Source organism: Lysinibacillus sp. RS10 (assembly GCF_041956855.1).
GTDB classification, from domain to species: domain Bacteria; phylum Bacillota; class Bacilli; order Bacillales_A; family Planococcaceae; genus Lysinibacillus; species Lysinibacillus xylanilyticus_A.
The window spans coordinates 4731682-4753750 of sequence record NZ_CP167122.1; the positions used below are offsets into that span (position 1 = coordinate 4731682).

At 36.8% G+C, this 22069-nt stretch carries 13 protein-coding genes; 8 read left to right on the top strand and 5 right to left on the bottom strand.

The features are described from left to right. Positions 1–48 precede the first annotated feature (48 nt). Complete coding sequence (locus ACB089_RS23665) at positions 49–2229, top strand: S-layer protein (protein ID WP_374964174.1); 2181 nt, start codon at positions 49–51, stop codon at positions 2227–2229. Between the two features lie 57 nt (positions 2230–2286). Here the strand turns inward: ACB089_RS23665 and ACB089_RS23670 are convergent, their stop codons facing one another. Beyond that, positions 2287–3450: a response regulator gene (locus ACB089_RS23670; RefSeq protein ID WP_374964175.1), complete on the bottom strand. Its 1164-nt coding sequence runs from the start codon at positions 3448–3450 to the stop codon at positions 2287–2289. Between the two features lie 103 nt (positions 3451–3553). On the opposite strand from ACB089_RS23670, the gene ACB089_RS23675 reads away from it, so the two are divergent. Then, complete coding sequence (locus tag ACB089_RS23675; RefSeq protein ID WP_374964176.1) at positions 3554–6628, top strand: ATP-binding protein; 3075 nt, start codon at positions 3554–3556, stop codon at positions 6626–6628. 146 nt (positions 6629–6774) lie between these two features. Here the strand turns inward: ACB089_RS23675 and ACB089_RS23680 are convergent, their stop codons facing one another. After that, the gene (locus ACB089_RS23680; RefSeq protein ID WP_374964177.1) at positions 6775–7182 is read right to left on the bottom strand and encodes a DUF86 domain-containing protein; all 408 of its coding nucleotides are present in this window, start codon (positions 7180–7182) and stop codon (positions 6775–6777) included. Continuing rightward, positions 7172–7585 carry a nucleotidyltransferase domain-containing protein gene (locus tag ACB089_RS23685; protein WP_374964178.1) on the bottom strand — a complete coding sequence of 138 codons (414 nt, stop codon included), beginning with the start codon at positions 7583–7585 and terminating at the stop codon, positions 7172–7174. The genes ACB089_RS23680 and ACB089_RS23685 overlap by 11 nt, the downstream gene beginning before the upstream one ends. A gap of 420 nt (positions 7586–8005) precedes the next feature. On the opposite strand from ACB089_RS23685, the gene ACB089_RS23690 reads away from it, so the two are divergent. The 4 genes from ACB089_RS23690 to ACB089_RS23705 all read left to right on the top strand — a co-directional run bounded on the left by ACB089_RS23690 (position 8006) and on the right by ACB089_RS23705 (position 12063). Further along, positions 8006–9310, top strand: a complete 1305-nt coding sequence (locus ACB089_RS23690; protein ID WP_374964179.1) for a hypothetical protein — start codon at positions 8006–8008, stop codon at positions 9308–9310. 407 nt (positions 9311–9717) lie between these two features. Further along, positions 9718–9972 carry a FeoA family protein gene (locus tag ACB089_RS23695; protein WP_068986092.1) on the top strand — a complete coding sequence of 85 codons (255 nt, stop codon included), beginning with the start codon at positions 9718–9720 and terminating at the stop codon, positions 9970–9972. Continuing rightward, positions 9969–10694, top strand: coding sequence for a FeoB small GTPase domain-containing protein (locus ACB089_RS23700; protein WP_374964180.1), 726 nt, complete (start codon positions 9969–9971; stop codon positions 10692–10694). Before ACB089_RS23695 ends, ACB089_RS23700 begins: the two co-directional genes overlap by 4 nt. Then, on the top strand, positions 10666–12063 hold the full coding sequence (locus ACB089_RS23705; RefSeq protein WP_374964181.1) for a nucleoside recognition domain-containing protein: 1398 nt from the start codon (positions 10666–10668) through the stop codon (positions 12061–12063). The genes ACB089_RS23700 and ACB089_RS23705 overlap by 29 nt, the downstream gene beginning before the upstream one ends. 159 nt (positions 12064–12222) lie before the next feature. On the opposite strand, the gene ACB089_RS23710 is transcribed toward ACB089_RS23705, so the two are convergent. Then, positions 12223–16599, bottom strand: coding sequence for an S-layer homology domain-containing protein (locus ACB089_RS23710; RefSeq protein WP_374964182.1), 4377 nt, complete (start codon positions 16597–16599; stop codon positions 12223–12225). A gap of 764 nt (positions 16600–17363) precedes the next feature. Continuing rightward, on the bottom strand, positions 17364–18932 hold the full coding sequence (locus ACB089_RS23715; RefSeq protein WP_374964183.1) for a diguanylate cyclase: 1569 nt from the start codon (positions 18930–18932) through the stop codon (positions 17364–17366). Between the two features lie 552 nt (positions 18933–19484). Between ACB089_RS23715 and ACB089_RS23720 the strand changes: the two genes are divergently transcribed. Together ACB089_RS23720 and ACB089_RS23725 are read left to right on the top strand one after the other, a co-directional pair. Further along, positions 19485–20387 carry a CAP-associated domain-containing protein gene (locus ACB089_RS23720; RefSeq protein ID WP_374964184.1) on the top strand — a complete coding sequence of 301 codons (903 nt, stop codon included), beginning with the start codon at positions 19485–19487 and terminating at the stop codon, positions 20385–20387. Positions 20388–20766: 379 nt separating this feature from the next. Next, entirely contained in the window at positions 20767–21951 is a 1185-nt protein-coding gene (locus ACB089_RS23725; RefSeq protein WP_374964185.1) for a CaiB/BaiF CoA transferase family protein, read from the top strand. Positions 21952–22069: the final 118 nt, after the last annotated feature.

Sequence of the window (22069 nt, forward strand, 5' to 3'; positions counted from 1 at the left end):
TAATCTATGATATATTATCCATTAAATACAATGATCGGAGTGACTAAAATGAAGAATAAAGCGTTCACTACTTTTATGGCAACTGCTATTACAGCAACGTTAGTGTTGCCAGCGTCAACTGCAAACGCTGCTTCTAATGATTCACCTTTAAACCACTCAATTCAAATTGATGAGCAGATAGTAGCAGCCAAAACAAAGGTTCCATCAGGTCAAACCGTTACCATTACCAATATCACTAAAGATAAAGTAATTACATCCAATGGCCAATTTAAAATTAGTCAGTCGCTGAAGCCCCTCTTTAATACATCGAATAAAACAGCATTAACGAATGCCGAAGCCACAGTCGTAGTGAAAAACGGTGAAATTACAAGCGTTACGGCACTAACATTAAATAAAGCTGGTACAAACAAAAAAGCAGTGTATTTTGATGGCGGTGATGCACAGATAGCAGGAAATCTAACTGTAAATGCGGATTATGTTAAAGTGCAAAATATTGATATTGACGGTGAACTTATCATAACGAACCGAGTAAAGAAAGCAATTACTATCGATGGAGTAGACGTTGAGGAGACGATCACATTCAAGCCTCTACTGGCGAGAAAAGTAAATTGGTTATATGTCTCTTTAAAAGATATTAAATCCTCAAAGATTAATGTGGAGCGCTCTAAAATAAATGTGACTTCTGACCAACCTATTTCTAAAGTCGATGTGGTAGGTAAAGTTAATACATTTGAAGTTAAGGCTAATGTTGATAAACTTATAATCGATGTTGAAAATGATTTTAGCCTTTATGGGGAAGGTAAAATTGAGCAAGTAATTGTCAAACACGGAGCGAAGGTAGCTTTAGATTCAGGACATCAAATTAACAAAGTGCAGGTGGATGATAAAAAGGCCTCTGTAATTTTACCAGTCGTGAATAAATCAGAGCTAAGTAAATTAGTGTCTTCACCTCCGTATGTTGCAGTTTCTTATAATGGAAATGACATTTTAACAACTGAAAAATGGACAACACAGGCTGACCGTTCTGCTTTCGAATCCGTAGTAGCAAGTGCAGGAGCAGTAGCTAATAATCCCAACGCCTCACAGGAACAAGTGAGCAATTCGATTACACACTATAAAAACGCATTAGTAGCTTATCAAGCCGCACAAAAGAATGGAACAAAATATACTTATGGCGATAAATCTTCACTTCAATCGCTTATCAATTCTGTTCAGTATATTACGGTCTCTTGGAATAATGGTAATGATGTAGCTTCATATGTACCTTGGACGACTCAAAGTGAGAAGGATGCTTTAGCTTCTGCCGTTTCATCTGCTCAGTATGTTGTAAATAATAGCTATTCAACTCAGTCTGATATCACAAATTCTATTAGCAATTTAAACTACGCGATCACGGTTTATAAGAATGCACAAAAATATGGTACTTACCAAACGAATACCGATCGATCTGCCCTTGTATCGCTTATTAACTCTGTTCAGTATGTTGCAGTTTCTTGGAATAACGGTAATGATGTAGCATCATATACACCGTGGACGACTCAAAGTGAGAAGGATGCTTTAGTCTCTGCCGCTTCATCCGCTCAGTCTGTTGCAAATAATAGTTATTCAACTCAGTCTGATATCTCAAATTCTATTAGCAATTTAAACTACGCAATCACTGTTTATAAAAATGCACAAAAATATGGTACTTACCAAACTAATGCCGATCGATCTGCCCTTTCATCACTTATTAACTCTGTTCAATATGTGACCGTTTCTGTCAATGGATCTGAATTATCTTCTAATGTCACTTGGACGACACAAAGCGAAAAAGACGCTTTAGTCAATACGGTTTCATACGCTCAAAGTGTTGCCAATAATGGCTACTCGTCTCAGTCAGATATATCGTCTGCATATAATTATTTATATAATGCTATTTCAACGTATAGAAGTACTCATAAATCCGGTGTAAACTATCGGAATTATGTTGATAAATCTTGGCTAACGTCACTCATTAATTCTGTTCAGTATGTAAAGACTTCTGCTAATGGAGATGGAACTGACGTACCCAATTATGAAAAGTGGACAACAGAAAGAGCAAAACGTGACTTAGAAAGAGCAGTGCAAAACGCTCAATCTGTTGCCAGTAACTCCTATGCATCTTCGTACGAAGTGACAGATGCTATTAACAGTTTAGACAAGGCCATCAGCATTTATAAAGAAGCCCAAAGTTACGGTAATCAAAAATAGAAAATAAAAAGGACTCTACACCGCGAGAGTCCTTTTCATTTTCATATAGAGCCAGTCTTAGACCAAAACATCTATTTGAGCTGCTTGTGTATATTCTCTTTCCCAATTTTTATACCATCTCGCAATTCCCTCACTAGGCTCCACTGCTAATTGCTCCTGCAACATTTTCTTTAACAGCCAATATTGTTCCCTCACAGCAGCGGCATTGTTTAGTAAATGATAGAGCTTCATCAAGGTGAAATAGCTATCTTCCTCATTAGGTGAAAATGATTGAACTTTTTCTTGCACTTTCACCGCAGCAAGATAGTTTTCATGTATAGTATAAAACTCACATAATTGCTGTGCATGATGTGTCCACAAACGTCTTAGTCGCTCTCTTTCACTTTCTGACCATATGTAATCACTATCGCCCAAATAATCCCCTGTATAGACTTGGAATACACGCTCATGCTCTTCTACTGTACTCTGTTGTAGCGGAGGTAAAGATTTTAATTGAGCCAGCCATTGCTCTACATCAATTACTACATCTTCCAACAATAATTTATAGCCTGAATTCAACAACGGACTTGAGATTTGAACACCGTCAAGTCCATAATTTTTCAAAGTTTGTCGGATTGTATAAATAGCTGTATAAAGCTGATTACATGCCTTATCTATATCAGATTCTGGCCAAAACAATTCCAAAATGGTGTCTCGATAAATCATTTCATTGCGATGACTAAGCATATAAGCAAACAATTCTTTTGCTTTCGACGTACGCCACTTCATTAAGTGTGCATTACCATCAGGCGACGCTACCTTCAGACCCCCTAACAGCTTAATCATTTTTTGTTTAGCTGTGATTGGCTGATTCTTTTCGATCATCTGTTGAAGCCGTTCCAATGATTTATGTAAACGAAGCTTTTGTACAGGCTTTAAGAGATAATCTATAGCATGCAAATTGAAAGCATCTATAGCGTATTGGTCATAGCCTGTGGTAAAGACAATTTCCACGTTCGGCGATATTTCTTGAATTTTTCCACCTAGCTCAAGTCCATTCATACCAGGCATTACAATATCTAAAAATACAACATCAGGTTGTAAACTATGTATTTGAGCAATCGCTTCTAGAGAATTTGTATATTCTCCAACTATGTCAATTTCTGAGATACTACTTTTTTCAAGTAAGGTTTTTAATCTCGTTAATGGTAGATGTTCATCATCAACTATCACAATTCTCATAACATTCCCTCCTTCTATTAATATCGTTCTATTTCTTTCAAACCTGATAGAAAATCATTACTTTTGAAGGATTTTTTAAGGAATCTGTCGAAAATTAACTTCTATGATAAAAAAGCAAATTCTCTCCAAAAATTTAAAGATTGTTCTGATTGTTAGCTTATTCTTTAGCTTGCTTACATTACTTCGATTTACCTGGATGAATATCATTGATGTCCCAGAAGGAGCAGTTGCAAAACAAGGTACTATCGATTTAAGAGGTATTGAAACAAGCAAAGACTTTAAAAGAAAGCTACATGGCGAATGGGAGTTTTACCCCAACACCCTACTCGTTTCAGAAAATCCAAAACCATCTGAACAGAATGGTCATAAAATTTATTCCACTTTACCAGAATCATGGGATAAATACTTTAACAACGAAACAAATATTCATTTTGGGTCTTATCGCTTAACTATTTTGAAAGATGACAAAAAGCCTCAACTGTATGGCATTACCATACCTGAAGGACTGTCACCTTATGAGCTTTATGTTGATGGAAAGCTTATCGGTAGTCTAGGAGACATTACATCAGATCATGAAAAAACTGCCCCCGCCAGTAGACCTATTACACATTATTTTACGCTAGATTCCAGTGAAAGCGAGATCATCATACAAGGTGTCCAAACAAATCGATTTGCACAGGGCGGTTTTACAAAAGATATTATTTTTGGCGATTTACACTCCATGGAACGAACAAAGTTCTTTTCAATTGCAACGCAAATGGCAGTTTGCCTAGTCTTTATATTTTACTTACTTTTCACTGCTTTACTTTTTGCGATAGGTATTCGAAGCAAATCACTTATTTACTTTGCAATGATCATTATTTCTACTTGTATAACCGTGCTTGTTTCGAGCAATAAAATTTTATATATTTACATGCCCATTAACTGGATTTGGGCATACAAAATCTATTACTTTTCTTATATTAATAACATGTTGTTTTTTATTTTATTTCTACGCGATTTAGTCAAGGAATATTCAAAGCCCAAAATATTAACCGTTGTTCCAATGCTATGTGCTGTGTACCTACTATTTATTGTACTAGCTCCTATCGAGTATATTATTAGCACTAAATTTATTTTCACAATACTCTTTAGTGTTTCTCCTATTATTATAACTATTTTTATGCTGATTATAGTCATTAAAGGAAAAAAAGGGGTTGTATTTTTATTATTAACGGGCACTGCTGTCGTAACTAATTCGCTATATTTCTCATTAAGGCAGAATGCTACATTGCCTTATAGTCACTACCCCTTCGATCTATTGATTGCCATTACTGCTATATCATCATTTTGGTTTACGCAATATTTCCAAACAACGCTGCAAACTGAAAAACTTACAGTAAAGCTGCAAAAAGAGATTAACACGAAGGATGATTTTCTTGCGAATACCTCTCATGAGCTTCGCAACCCACTGCACGGCATGATGAGTATTGCACAAACACTGTTAGTTAAGCAGGATCATCAGTTCGCTGAAAAAAACAATGATGATTTAAAGCTTCTACTGACAATCGGTAATCATATGTCCTATATGCTAGATGATTTACTAGATTTAGTAAAACTAAAGGAAAAAACTATTCGTCTTCAGCCAAAGCCGATTAATGTTTATAATTTAACAAGCGGTGTAAGCAACATTTTTCTTTTTATGTTAAAAGGAAAACCAGTAGAGCTAATAATAAACATCCCTAAAGATTTACCACCTGTATTAGCAGATGAGACTCGGCTTATTCAAATTTTTACGAACTTATTTCATAATGCCATTAAATTTACAGAAAAAGGTTCTATTATATGTGATGCTGAAGTGGTTGGTAAAAAACTATATATTTCTATTACAGATACGGGGATTGGTATTGAAAAGGACATGCAAGAAAGTATATTTGAGCCATATGAGCAAGTTGATTCGAGTATGATATCTATAGGTGGTGGACTTGGACTCGGCTTAAGTATATGTCAGGAACTCGTTATCTTACACGGAGGCACAATATCGCTATCATCAACTGTTGGAAAAGGCTCTACGTTTACTTTCTCGTTACCGATAGCTAAAGATCTAGCTGTAGATGAAGCCGACTTAAACGCTGAAAACGATGCTTCTCTTTCAAAATACGTTTCATTACTAAACAATCTTTCCAAATTTGAAGGTGAAATTACTGCAGTTACCGAAAAAGGATCTCTTGTGACAAGTCATTCACGCGTTTTAATTGTTGATGATGACGCTGTAAACTTGCAGGTGCTTACCAACGTGCTGTCTACAGAGCCTTATGAAATTGAAACTGCATTAAGTGGTGCTGAGGCTCTAGAAAAGCTGCAGGAAGGTAGCTTTGATTTGATAATTTCTGACATTATGATGCCACATATGTCAGGTTATGAGTTAGCTCAACGAATTCGCGAGCGATTCTCTATTTCCGAACTGCCAATACTTTTCTTAACAGCTCGTCAGCAAAGAGAGGATATACAGCTTGCCTTTTTAAGTGGTGCAAATGATTATGTTAAGAAGCCAATGGAATATGTAGAACTTAAATCTAGGGTCAATGCACTTGTTCGCGTCAAGCAAACAAGTGGAGAACGTCTACGGATTGAGGCAGCATGGCTACAAGCACAAATTCAGCCTCACTTTTTCTTTAATACACTCAACTCAATTATATCCCTACACGGGGTAGACGATGAGCAAATGGAAGAATTACTGCTAGCTTTCAGTGATTATCTACAGATGAGCTTTGATTTCCAAAATGCCGACTTAGTTGTGCCTATCAGCTACGAATTAAAGCTCGTTCGCTCCTATATAGCAATCGAGCAAATACGCTTCGGTAATAGAGTTCAAGTAATATGGGACATCCCTGAAAATATAGAGCTATCAGTCCCACCACTGTCGATTCAAACACTGGTTGAAAACGCCATCCAGCATGGCATTTTACCTCGCATACAAGGAGGAACCGTCACAATTCGCATTGTAGAAGCCGAGGAGCACTTTGCAATATCCATCTCCGATAATGGTATTGGCTTCGATAACACTGGCCCTAAAAAACAAACAAGCGTTGGTCTCGTTAACACCGAACAACGCCTAAAGCAATTATTTGGCGTGGAGTTAACGATAGAAAGTGTAATTGGACAAGGTACGACCATCTCGTTCCCAATTCCTAAATAGGAGTAAGGCGATATCGGCTTTATATTATCGAAGTTTTGTTGATCTAACCATCAGTTCGAGGGGTGTATCCGTCACTTTGAAGGTTCTATCCGTTTTATAATTCAAAAACAACAGGCTAGATGAATCTCTACAGCCTGTTGTTTCTTTTATGCAAGCAATATTGCCTCTGTATAGGTCTTAAAATCACTTAAATGATTCTCGATAATTGCTTGGAGTATATTTAATTCAATAGCCTGATAATCATGCACAGCAATATTTTGGAACCCAACCATATTCATTAATGTTTTTGCTAATCCATGGTCAATAATGTTATTCTCCTCAAGTAATTTGAATGCTTCTCTACTCGTTTTAGGTAAACCAAGCTTTAAATCACTAACAATATGCATGGCCAAATCAATACTAGCTTCACACGCACGTTGAATATTCAAAACGATACTGTCCTGCTTCGTAAAATCTTGCAAATTTTCAGGATTACCACCATACACTTCGTTGACACGCTTCGCACAGCGCTCAATTGTAGCAATTTTATTTAGAACAACATCATTAGTTACCATAGACACTACCCCTCTCCTCAATTGATCTCAAAATCTCCGCACGTTGTTCATTTAACGTTACATACATTGATAGGGCCTTCATTCGTTCTTTAACAAAGGTGTTTTCATCTTTGCAATCAATGACCATACCACTTGAAAAAATTTGTGCTGCAAACACTGTATCAACCATCTTCATATCGACTAAATCAATATCAACATTACAAGCCTGTGCAATTTCTCCGGCTAATAGAAAACGTTCGTAACTTGAGAGAGGTTTATCTGCAAAATACGCTATATCTAAATCACTATCTTCACGTGCCGAACCCCGCGCATAAGAACCAAAAACAATAACAAAGGCTGGTTTAACAGCCGTAGCTAACTTTTCAACAACTACCTTCTGCCAGTTTCGTTGCAAATAAAACACCCCTGCTCCTTCTTAGAATCATTACAACAAAACTCTACCCTTAATTATGAGTGTTCTATCCGTCAGTTCCAGGAGTCTATCCGTTCGTTTGTTTGATCGTTCTATCCGTCTCGATTGAAAAAAGAAGACTACGGACTTATCTGCTTGTTTACATTTCGTATTCTTATAAGTACATAAGACACAAAATCTTAAAAAAAATACAAAACCTATCTACCTATTCCCCCAAAATATACATAAAAAAATCCTAAGCTATGTTAAAATTGGTTTATCAACATATATTAGGATAATTCCGTCTAGACAGGACCCTTTTCAGTAAGTAAATAATCAATCGTTTCTTAAGGCAATTAAAGGTTTTACCTAGGATAAAAACCCTATGATTTACCATTACACTTATCAAAACAACAGGAGGTTTCCCATATCATGAAAAACAAAAGAAAACTAGCTTTACTCGCCCTAGTTGCTGTCCCTTCACTGATCTATACTGCACCCACTACGTCAGCATCGGCTGCTGATGTTTCTGGACATGCAAAAACGGCTTACATATACAATAATAATTATTACTACAACTCAAACGTTACAAATGTTGTACAACTTATTTCGAACATTAACGATACTTATTACTCATTCCAAGCAAACCTTGAGGCAGCCCTCAAAGCCTACAACGAGTTAACTGAAACAGAAAAACAATACGTCACGAATTATTCAACACTATCAAATCATCAACAAACGAGAGTAGCGTATCGTAAGCTTGCTGCACAAATTGATGAGAAATTAGCCTCTGTGGAGTCAACTTCTGTTAATTACTATCAAAATGTCATGGAAACGAAAGATTGGTACAATACGTTAAATGCAGCGCAAAAAACCTTTGTGAGTGCTGAATCACAAAGAATACTGAATTCCTATATCACGCCAAATACATCTATCGATAAAGTGGTCAATAAAATCCAATTGTTAAACTCTTCTCGTATTAGCTTCCATCAGGATGTAGCTGATGCGAGAGCCGAGCTTAATGCACTACGCAAACATACAAACGTCTCATTACCTGCTGGCGTCGAAAAGATTTTATTAGATGCTGAACAGCTTGTTGTGAAGGATAAGGGAGCAGCTAAGGAAGTAGAAAATGCTATTGCAGCTTTATCACCTAAAACGTCCACTGCTCAAGATGTACAGGCAGTCAAAACAGCTTTCGAAGCTTTAACACCCGTGCAGCAGCAGCTTGTGCCAAATGTCTGGACATTAGCAGACTATGTAAATGGTAAATATGATCTGCCGGCTAAAGGAAATGCGAAAAAAACACCGACTTTTTCTGACAAAGCTGCCTTACCTGGTAAAACCACAGCTATGACTAGAAACAAAAATACCTATACAGCAAAAATTAATGTTGCTGACTCAGAAAATAGTACAGAGCGCTTTGTTTTAACAACGAAATCCAATATGACTGTTATTATTCCACCGCTAGGAACTCTTCTTAATGAGGATACTGGCGTAATGGAAATTCAAATTACACGAAATTTGAATCGTATAACATTCCAAGCAACATTAAATAATAAACCAGTTGAATTTGAGGCAGATATGGAAATCATTCTCGAGAATTTACCACCGAATGCCTCCATCGTTCGTACCTATGACTTTAACGAGCAGATGCCAGCTGATTACACTGTAGAAGGAAATCAACATTTTATTCAAACATCTACACCAGGTACATTCCAGATCGTTAGAAATTAATCCCCTTCATGATCTCCAGTAAAGATTAAAAAAATCATAACCCTCTGCCGATACTTTGTTATTAGCAGAGGGTTTAACATTATCAAAACCCTCTTGAAAATTTTATTAGGCACATGTAACGAAATCTTATTAACACACCATAAAAAGGACTATGTCTTAGCAGTACAGCAACGGCTTTATCCATCTACATTTTCCTAAACACAATCCCCTTTTCCACTTTCCTTAGTCCAGCCTATTATGCCCTGTCACATCCTTTATTCAATTAGTGCTTTTATCGCACTTTTCAAAAAAAAAATTGAAAATCATTGACATCTGTCATAAATCCGGCATATTCTTTAATAAAGTTTCCTTAGAGAAACAATATAAAGCACGGGAAAGATTATTAAGGAAAGGAATAAAAAAGGCGTATGACAAAAACATTGAGACCACTTTCAGAATGCTCTTTTGGAGATTATTTTTTAATAAAAGAAATAAATATTGAAGGTCCTTTAAGAAGAAGATTATTAGATTTAGGCTTTGTGAAAGGAGCAGAAATCTCTGTTCTTCGTAAAAGTCCTTTAGGAGACCCTGTTGCTTATCGTGTAAGCAATACAACAATTGCATTACGTAATGATGAAAGCTCTAGAATTCTAGGAGAAATCGTTAGGGGGGCTATAAAGTGAGCGTAAATAAAATAGCTTTAGCAGGTAATCCAAATACCGGTAAAAGCACATTGTTTAATACATTAACAGGATTGAAGCAACATACCGGAAACTGGCCGGGAAAAACAGTTGTCCATGCAGAAGGATCCTTTGAACATAACGGTGAACAATATGTACTCGTGGATTTACCCGGTACCTATTCTTTATTTTCAAATTCAGCAGATGAGGAAGTCGCAAGAGATTATATTATTTTTGATCAACCAGATGCAACGATTGTTGTGCTGGATGCAACATCGTTAGAAAGAAATTTAAATCTCGCACTCCAAGTATTGGAGATGACTAATAAAGTCATCATTTGTATCAACTTAATTGATGAAGCTGAGAAAAAGGGTATCCGAATTGATGACAAGAAATTGGCTCGTGAACTGGGAGTCCCAGTCGTAAAAATATCAGCCAGAAATAAAAAAGGAATTGATCAATTATTAGATACATTAAATCAACTAGTGCACGGGCAAATTGTTACGACTCCTTATCGTATGACATATTCGAAAGAAATAGAGGAAGCCATTTTAAAGGTAGAATCAAAAATAAAAGGCTATTTTGATGGTAAATATCCATCAAGATGGATTGCCCTTCGTTTACTTGATGGAGATGAGGAATTGATCTTAAAACTACAAAATCATAAAAACAATAGACAAGGAGAGGTGATAACAAATGGAGCCCCAGTCAGTGTTAAATCATAGCTTACTAAAGAACATATTGGCTGAAGTGAAAGAAGTCTCGAATGAGGATATTCGAGATAAAATCGTTAGTGATATTTATGCTAAAAGCAAATCTTTATGTAAAAAAGTAGTGTCGGAGCAACAGCCAGGACTATATAGATCCGATAAATTAGATGAAATTTTCACATCTCGCATTTGGGGATTCCCTATTATGCTTATTCTGCTTGGGACTGTCTTTTACATTACGATTGCTGGCGCAAACGTACCATCAAGCATGTTAGCGGATTTATTTGGCTATCTAGAGGGTAAGCTAACAATAATTTTTGAAGCAATGCACGCACCAGAATGGCTACATGGTATTTTAGTGCTTGGGCTATTTAGAGGAACCGGTTGGGTTATTAGCGTTATGCTACCGCCAATGGCTATTTTCTTCCCTATCTTCGCCTTACTAGAAAACTACGGTTACCTACCACGCGTAGCATTTAACATGGACCGTTTATTTAAACGAGCAGGAGGACACGGGAAGCAATCATTAACAATGGCAATGGGCTTTGGCTGTAATGCTGCCGCTATTCTATCTACGAGAATAATAGAATCTCCTCGTGAACGAATGCTGGCCATTTTAACGAACAATTTTGTTCCTTGTAACGGGAGATGGCCAACACTTATTTTATTAGCATCATTATTTATGACAATGGGTTTTACGGGGGCAACTGGTACATTTATGACAGCAGCAATTTTAATGGGATTTGTCCTGTTAGGTGTTGTTGTAACATTAACTGTATCCTGGGTTCTTTCTAAAACGGCTTTAAAGGGTGTACCCACTCATTACACATTAGAGCTTCCACCATTCCGAAGACCAAAGTTCTGGAATACGATTTTAAGAGCAAGCATTGATAAAGCATGGAATGTACTAAAAAGAGCGGTTATCGTTGCAGCGCCTGCCTCTATTTTGACTTGGATATTCGCAAATATTTACATTGGTGATACAAGTATTTTAATGCATTTTGTTAACTTTTTAGATCCGTTTGGTCAGGCTCTTGGTATGGATGGCTTTATTTTGGCCGCCTTTATTCTTGGGTTACCAGCTAACGAAATTGTGGTCCCTATCCTCATTATGGCGTATTTATCTCAAGGAGCGATGCTTGAGATTGAAGATTTATCGAAGCTAAAGCAAGTGTTTATCGACCAAGGCTGGACGTGGCTGACAGCTTTAAATATGATGTTATTCTCACTTCTACACTTCCCTTGCGGAACGACTTTAGTTAATATTTATAAAGAAACAAAGAGTCCGAAATGGACATTCATGTCATTTTTGATTCCAACTGTCATTGCCATTGGCGTAACATGGCTAACGGCAACAATTGCTCGAGCGTTTGGTTGGGTGTGATGGAGGAAGGGACATATTCCTCTAGCTAAAAGTTTGCTGGACCTCTCGCATAACAAAGGATTTTCAAAGAATAAAAAAATGACAAAAGGCATTGAGAGTACACTTCTCAATGCCTTTTGTTGATATTCTAAAACCCTCACTGATGAGGATTTCAATATATTAAGGTTTAATATTAGAACCAAGTTTAAAGTAGGTATTGTTAGGATTATTTTTATCATTAGACCATACAATATTTCCATATTGATCCACTGTGAAGATGAAGAAATTATTACCTTTTGTAAATACTGGATCATATTTTGGATCAATAGCAGGTGGTGCAGTTAAATCTAATTTAAATTGTTTATTTGCAGGACTTTGAGCGTGTAACTTATCACTACCATATGCAAGTATTGTATTGTTTGGTGTTTTAGGGTCTTTTACCAAATCTATTACTAACTGAGGATTGATAGTTGTAGCTCCCCCAGTTACTGCATAGTAGTATCGTTGATCTACTGATAAATCAGCATCAATATAAACAACAGCACGCATAGTTTTTGATGCAGGGACATCATCTGTACCGATATTAGTACCTGTAACTACAGCATCTTCAATTCTATTCTTAATTGAACCTGGATATACATACTTACCAAAGTCAGCTATGTCAAACTTATTACCTTTGCCTGAAACAATGTAATCACATGCTTCATCTTTCATCTTAACGGTAAATGTTTTATCCGCTGTACCTGAGCCAGTTGGTTTAATAATTAATTGGCTCTCATCAGTTGTTTTTGTACCTTTTGTATATTTAACAAACTGATATTCCGAAGTAATATCTTGACCCGATTCGTCTGTAATTGTTAATAAACTTAGATCTTTAATGGAAGAATCGCCATTTTCATCACGCATAATGGCTTCACTGAATGTAATCGTAAACGTATCATCTTTACGATATACAATATTCTTTTTCTTTTCCCCATCCACTTTCATTTCAAAACGTGGAGCTGTACCATCAGAATAGAAATCTTGCTTCATCCAACCAGCATTCGATTCATCATGATTATCCCCAGCATCTTTAGCTTTGTAGACGCTAATATTACCATACGTATCCTCTGCTCCTAGATATACAACATACTCTGTATGTGGATTTAAAGTTACACCTGGCGCTTCAGTTAACGGGAATGCCCCTTTTCCACTTTTCGTAACACTCGGGCTAGTTCTAAGTTTGTCTTCTAAGAATTTGCGCTCTGCGGGTGTATCAATCTTTAAATTAGCTGAATCATTCGTTGTCCCATCTGCATTTTTCTTCGGTACAAACCAATAATGCAGTTTAGTTGTCTCATCAGTATTAAAGCTGATCATTGCCTTTGTATCATCATTTTCCTTAGGCTTTACAACTAAGTCTTTAATTAACGGTGCTTTCGTATCACCAATAATTTCTTTTGATGTCATTTTCGAAATTTCCCCACCACGATCCTTTAAGACCATGTGAACAGAATAGCTTGAGAATGGATTTAGTTTGTCTTTGGAAATAGCGATAGGGAATTTCTTTGTATCTGCCTCTAGATCCGCCGGACCAGAGCCAATTTCAATATAAATATTTTTCCCACCTATTTGGAAGTAGCCTGATTTTAATGATGAATCCTTCGCAAATTCATTGACAAAGTCTCGTTCTGTAATCCCTTTGTCAGCTAAATATTGCTTAAATGTCTTTGTTTCACCATTGTCTACGATCGTATCAGGTAAAACCATATAATAATACGTACCAGCCTTATTTGGCTTGAATTCAACTTCCACTCGTTTGAAATTATCAGATTCGTCTGGTTTATTAATGACATTTTCAATAGAAATTTCTGGTTTAACAAATTTCTCATGCACATATTCAGCATAGTTTCGAGCATTTTTACCAGGTTCTACAGTATTAGTATTTTCAAATTCATTGCCCGCTAAGTCCTTAACACCAGGTAATATTGTTACACGTAATGTATCACCATAGACAAAACCTGTCTCAGATGGAATTGTTAATAATACTTTTTTATCGCCTTCTTTATACTCTACAGCAGAAGGTTTAATTTTTTGCTGCCCTGTCGTATTGACGATAACTGTTCCTGATAAATCGTAGTTATTTACATTACGAGCGCTTTCAGGATCTAAGGCTTCATTTAGATATACATAAAACTGGTTTTCTTGACCAGCTGGTTCTAGTTTCGTCTTTTCAACAAATGGATAGATGTTATCAAGTGCACTTGTTGTAAACACTTTCATGACAGCTGGATCTTTCGAGTTATTACCCGAATCATCCTTCATCACTACATAAACTTGATACTCTGTTTCAGCATCTAAACCTGTTAAAATTTCAGTAATCCCAAGTTTACCCGCAACTGCCTTGCCCTTACCTGTTGGCTTAGCAATAATGTCTGCAGTTGTTGGATCTGCGGTATTCGTCTTTTTACGCACATAGTAGTAATATTCCCCTGGCTCACTCGCTGTGAATTTTAACTCAGCACGTTTTCCGCCATGTAGTGGCGTTACTGTAAGTGACTTTACGACAGGCGGTGAGCCATCCTTCATTTGGAATGATTGTGATTTAATATCCGAAGCGTTTTTCGCTCCATCAACAACCATTACATAAACGACATATTCTTTTTTCTCACCTAGATTAGTGACTTTAACAGTGTTTGTACCTTTAACAGCCGCACCTGTTCCACTTGCTGCATTTTCAGTAGAAATACGATCTACCATTTCTCGTTTTGTTGGTGCATCAGCGCCCTTTTCACGAACTATATAATAGTAAGTTCCGACTTCATCTGAGGTAAAATCTACCTGAGCTTCGCTACCATTTAATGGTGTTACCTTTGTAATATCGACCATTGGTTTCGTTTTATCGGTCGGTTTTTGATTATCATAATCGTCCTTATCAATCGGTTTACCGTCTGGATCTGTAATAATGCCGATATTATCTTTATCCTCTAGGAAATCATCGAAGATATTATTCGGTGACTCACCCTTCGGTATAATAACTTTGTCAATATACGTGTAATCTCCAACATCAACCCAACCATATACATTATCAACGTACAGAGTACCTACGCGACCGTCCATATATAGCTCTAAATCTGTATAGCTATTGTAGTTAATCCAGTCGATATTGCCATCTCCGTAAATTGTTAGCTTTGTTTCTGTATCAAGGTTTAGTGTCCCGATATTACCTTGAATCTCAAATTCACGGACATTCCTAATGATGTCTACGCGTGGTAACTTCATATTCGTTTCGATTTTTGTACCGCTTTGAGATACGACTAGTCGTGATACAGTACTGTTATAAAATTCAATATGTTTTTCAACATTTTTCATTGTCACTTTATCTTTAGACCAGTTATCAAAAGGCTTGTTTTTATCAGGATTCTTGTCAGAATTCTGATCTGTCCAATTTTCAAAATCCGTTGTCGGACCGTTTTTGGACGGGGGTGGGTTTTCACCATTTGGATTTTCGGGATTAGTCCAGTCGATAAATGAAAAATTGTTGCTTGCTATACGGCCAATCGATAATGGATTATAGTCAGAAACACTCATATGTAAAGGCGGACGTACCGTTTCGTTCACATACATTGTGCCAGTCAATGTAACATTTGAAAATTCAATATAGTTCCCATTAACAACGATTGTCGCACCGAAGGACTCATGATCACCATCAAACTCTAGAAATCTTGAGCTTGTCCCGCTCGCATTCAATGTTAGCTTCGACACAGAGCGAATGGTTTTGCCTGAAAGATCCCCTTCAATAAACGCACCTTTTAATACTGGTGCATTGTATTCATTAAAAATATGCGAAAGACTTTCTGGTACTGAATATGGTTCACCGTTTATGTAGACAACATCGTCTTCAACACCTGTAATTTTGAAAGTTGTAGCATTGCTTTTTTTCTCTTGAGAACGCACAATAAAGGATGCAATTTGTCCACGAGTTACCGCATCAAATGGTGAAAATGTGACAGGCGTTGTTCCTTCTGTAATATTTAAATCCACTAAAGTTTGAATATAGATGGCGTTGCTCGTTTGGCTTGTTACATCTTTGAAGCTATGGTTGTAATTAGATGCTACCTCAAATTTAAAGCCTAGCACTAAAATTTTCGCTAATTGCCCACGTGTAACTACTTCATTAGGCATAAATGTTCCGTTTGAATACCCAGACATGATTCCTGCATTTTGTAATGCGGCTACATACTTATAATATTCACTGCTCTGTGGAACGTCTTTAAAATATGGATCTTGCACATTTTTCAAATCTAAATTTAAAACAGTCGCCAGCATTTTTGCTGCCTGACCACGTGTTACATTTTGATTTGGTCGGAAAGTTTTATCTGCATACCCACTAATCGCACCTTGAGCATACAATTTCAAAATATTGTCATAATGACTTGAATATTGGTCAATATCTGTAAATGGTGAAGTAGCCGCCGCTGCCTTTTGTGGTGGTGGCACTACAACAGCAATCCCACTAGTAGCGAAAACAGTTGCTATCAGTGCTTTGTTCACTTTTTGGATTTTTGTTTTATCCATCCCACTCTTCCTTTCATTTATGTATTTTGATACGTACAAAATATCATTTTCATCATACCCTTTATATCGACAGGTAGACAGTGAACCTTCATAGCTATTTCTAAAATAATGGAAGAAAATCGTTAATAAAGGCTAGCAGTAAACACAAAAAACAGTCTGGTCACTGTACATTCTCAGGACTAAACCACTTATTTTTAACTCATTACTAAAAGTCGGTGAGGCATTTGTTATAAATATTACGAAATGTATATTAGTTGATTGGAGTGGAGACTGGGCGACTCCTTGGGGATCAGCGATAGAGGAACGAAGGCTAAAATCATCACGTCCTGTGATAACGCCTTCGTGACCAACATCCTGTTGCCCCAAGCGGCTCATCAGACGCCCCCAGAAAGCTTTGCTCTGTGCGAAAGTGCAACGACAAAGCGCCCAGTCGGAACGGAAATCAACCCTACGTTATTGCGATGAGCCTCGTTTTTCCTGAAATCCCTTTAATATCACACATAAAAAAGCCAAGGAGCATCGGTGCTCGCTTGGCTTTAACGATATATAGGCATACATCTGTCGTACTTGTGATGTCATAAGGGAAAGGGGGATAACCTTACATCTTGTCAAGTCGATCAAGAGATGTGTCCCGAGTTTACGAATCATTTGAACATGCTTTAGAAGTCATATGGGGAATGACTTAAAAGTAGCTTGCCCAAATGATTGTCGTATTAATCGTTTACCCAAAAAATAAAAGATATAAGCCTATTTCAATACATTTTTTATTTATTTTCTTGTTCAGCGACCATAACTTGATTTCGTCCAGCTTGTTTTGCAAGATACAGCGCACCATCCGCAGCTTCAATTAACTTTTCCGCAGTGTCAGCCATTTGTGGATACACAGCAACTCCAGCAGATAATGTCACTATGCGACCACAAGGACTTATAGTATGTGCCAAATGATGGCGCAGTTGCTCTGCCACTTGTCCCGCTTCCTCAGCCGTAGTATTTGGCAGTAACAAAACAAATTCCTCTCCACCGTAGCGACAGCAAACATCTCCATCACGGGCTACTGCTTGCATATTTTGAGCTAAAAATTGTAATACTTTGTCCCCGACCGCATGACCATATGTATCATTAACACTTTTAAAATGATCTAAATCAAGTAAAATGAGGGCATGCGGTAACTTATTATCAAGCCATTCAGCTAGCATTGCATCCATCGTGCGCCGATTCGTTACACCTGTTAATGGATCTGTTGTAGATTGATCCTTAAAATAGGACACCTGTCCCTGTAAAAACGTTAAACTGCGTATAAGAGCACTCTTCAAATAATAAGCCTCAAAATACCATCCCCGCACAGATTTCAAGCCATCTACATTTTTCGTTTCCAAGCTCTCCTCTGTTAAAGTGGCTAATTGCTGTAAAGGATTTGCAATACGTGCTGCTGCCCAAAGTACAATAATAATTGAAATTAGCATAAGAGGAATAGATTTTATTATGACATCCTGTACACGATCAAATGAAGGTTCTAACGCTACTTTTAACGGTCTCTGAGCCACTACTCCCCAACCCGTTAAAGGAACGGTACTATAACCAGCAAGCATTTCTATTCCTCTAGTATTCACTACTTGCTGAGCGCCACTTTTTCCAGAAACCACTTGTTGAACGACCTTATTATCAATAGCGATATCATTGACACGACTTGAGTTCTGATGATAGATAACACGTCCATCTGAATCAACTACGTAAACATACGAACCATCATGATAATAATGTTCCCCTAGTAACGCATTAAAAACATTTCGTTCCTTTAAATAAATTGTTCCAGCTACCATTCCTAGATATTCATCATTCTCTGAAAAAATAGGATATGATATAAAAATCAAAAGACGTCCCGTCATCTCCTCATAAGGTTTTGAGACAAGAGGCTTCTTTTTAGTTAGCGCTTCTGTTGCTCCAACGGATGTTAATACCTCACCTTTTACCTCTACTGAAGGTGGTGAAACAGATAATACAAGACCTTCTGCATTTGTGATAAGTACCGAATTAAACATATTATTTTGCATTTTCAAACGCTCTGTTTCATATTCCAGTGCATTCTCATCATTCATTTTTGACTTTATATTGTTGGCACTATAGCCAAAAATCTGAAAAGCTTCTTCTAAATAAGAACTTGCTGTGGTGGCTAATTTTTGCGCATATACTCGATTTGTTTCAAGCGTATTTTCTTTAATGGAGGCAACATTCATTCGGTAACCGCTCCAAATGCTACCAATGCTCGTTAAGAAAAAGGCAGCCAACGCAACTCCCATGATTAAATGCTTTAACTTTAAATGTTTTGATTTCATTTTCTACCCTTTACCTCTAGTTAATTTCTTTTCAATACCTTTTTCAACTACTGCCTTTTGACATTTTCTCTATTAGTCTATTAAAGCACAAAAAAATTCCTTATTAAGAATAATTTCGTATAGTAAGAGAAAAGTATTTGTAAAATAGTGCTTCTTAAGACTTTTTTATAACAAAAGTAATATAGTATGCTCATCTTCAAAAGTTTGGGATAACATTTGTAAAACGTATGCCATGTGTATAAGTTGATTGGAGTGAAGACCAGACGACTCCAGATGAGACCCTGGAGGCAAAAAGCGTCATGTCCTGTGAAAACGCCATCGTGACCAACATTCTTTTGGCCCAATCGGCTTTATCGGACACCCCTAGGTAAGCGCTCGGTCGGAACGGAAATCAATCTCACACTTTATAATGATAGCCATATAGTAGGGATAGTTCCAAAAATTTAGCATCGTTAACGAGATAAAAATATAGTATTTTATATCTATGAATCTCCTATATTTTTGATAGATTTCAATAGATTTTATTATAAATTTACAGAAGAGGGTTTAACTATGTTGTTACGTAAAGCAGCTCCCATTATGTTTGGTTTCAGTATGGCATTATGGGCCAATACTTCTCTTAATCAAAAAAAGACAGTCCATTTAAATACACAAAAAGCGTTGTCACTATCCAGCTTTCAAAGTGAATACAAAATGAAGTGGCATCGAGTAAATACAGACTACGCCCAATTCTCACTCGTAGGAAAACATAATTCTAATGAGGTTGGAGGGTATGAAACACGCATTGGATATAGCGTATTTGGTATTCACATCGGTGCCAATCAAACAGATGTGCATAGGAAGTATGGTCTTCCACTTAGTGCCATACACTATCAAAATACAAGTTATTTACTCGATTATAATGATTGTGAAGGTAGTACTACACATGGGACCTATTTGATTGATCATCACTATGTTACCTTTTTCTATGATTTACACAAAAATAATATGGTTCGTTCTATCATTTGGATTAATGCCAAAACAGAATTAAGTAAATGTGGTTATTATGGTACGCCTTCCAATGAACTACGAACAGGGCTTGAAGATTTAATGGTTGAACTGATTAACCATGAGCGAGTTATAGAAGGATTACAGCCACTTATTTATGATAAAAAATGTAATAACATTGCTCGACAGCATAGCAGTAATATGATTGCACATCAATTTTTTAGCCATAAGGATCACAGAGGTAATCATTCCAATGACCGTCTCACTGTTAGTGGCGTTAATTACTTCTGGTATGGCGAAAATCTAGCTCATGGACAGCACAATAGTATATTTGCTCATGAGGCTCTGATGAATTCGACAGGGCATCGTACAAATATTTTAAGGAAAGAATTCACACATATTTTTGTTGGTGTCTGTTTTAATGATAACAGTGCACCCTATTATACGATGAACTTCTATTCTAAGTAATTTGAATGGCGACAATAATCATTAGCACAAAAAAATCTCTATGCGCAATCTATTGCATAGAGATTTTTTGTACCTTTGTTGCGACAGAATTTTCGGATAAACGAAGATTATTATCTGAAATTTGACAGATAATCTTTATTCAAAATTTTTTTACTTTTATTATTATTCCGACATATAATTTTCTGACTAATTAATTTATAATTGAAATTAACATAGTCAAGCCATCAATTCTTCTGTTATAATACTGATAAATTTACCGTTATTCTGTATTAATACAGATATGGTACACGCTTTTCACAAAATGGGGATAATGAGAAAAGCGCTACAATTCCTTCTTAAAAGATGGTATTGTAGCCTACACAAAAAGGGGTTGGGAGATTTGGGTATTTTAAAGGGGTTAAAAATTCTCGATTTTTCTGCATTACTACCGGGTCCAATGGCGACAATGATATTTGCTGATTTAGGCGCAGAGGTTATTCACGTTGAATCATCTAAACGTGTAGATTTAACGCGTATTATGCCACCTTACGACGATGATCATGAGGCATATATTCATCAACATTTGAATCGCTCTAAAAAATCATTAACATTAAATTTAAAGTCGCCTGAAGCTGTAGAAATTGTGAAGTCACTCGTTAAAGAATACGATGTCATTATCGAAGGATTTCGACCAGGCGTCATGCAACGTCTTGGCATTGACTATGAAGCACTAAAAGAAATAAATCCAAAGGTTATTTATTGTGCTATTACAGGTTATGGACAAACTGGACCATATAGCAATCGACCAGGACATGACAATAACTATTTATCATTAGCTGGCTTACTTGATTACTCACGCCATCAAGATAAAAAACCTGTTTCAATGGGTATTCAGCTAGCTGATATTGCAGGGGGCTCGATGCACGCTGCAATTGGAGTACTCGCAGCAGCTTTACATCGTGAAAAAACAGGTGAAGGACAATTTATTGATATAAGTATGACGGATGCTGTCTTCTCACTCAATGCTATGTATGGGTCTGCCTATATTGGCGGTGGTCGTGTGCCTCAGCCTGAACAGGAAATTTTAAATGGTGGAAGCTACTATGACTTTTACAAAACAAAGGATGGACGATTTTTCTCAGTAGGAAGTCTTGAGCCTCAATTCCGCAAATTGCTTTGTGAAGCACTTGATATTCCTGAGCTTATTGATAATACTTTCAATGATTCATACTATACACAAATTCGTTTTAAAGAGGCAGTCCATGATGCGTTCTTATCAAAGACTTACAATGAATGGCTTGAAGTGTTTAACGAGAATTTCGAGGGATGTGTCGAACCAGTTTTAACTTTTCCAGAAGCATGTGAGCATCCACAGCTTACGGCTCGTAACATGATTGTGGATATTCCCAAAAGCGATGGTACAATACAAAAACAAATTGCATCTGCTTTTAAGTTTGACGGTGCCAAGCCCGCGTACAAGCATGTCGGTGCCAAGCTTGGAGAGCATAATGTAGAAGTTTTATCTTCTCTTGGCTATAGTGTCAAGCAAATTGCTGACTTAAAGGACAAAGGGGTTTTAGATTAGCACCCTTACGCCAACAACACGAAATAAATAACAAGAGTGTCTAATGCTGTCATTGAAAACACATTAGACACTCTTTTTTGTACTTCTTTAACGTAGCGACAGCGACATGATGTTTTTT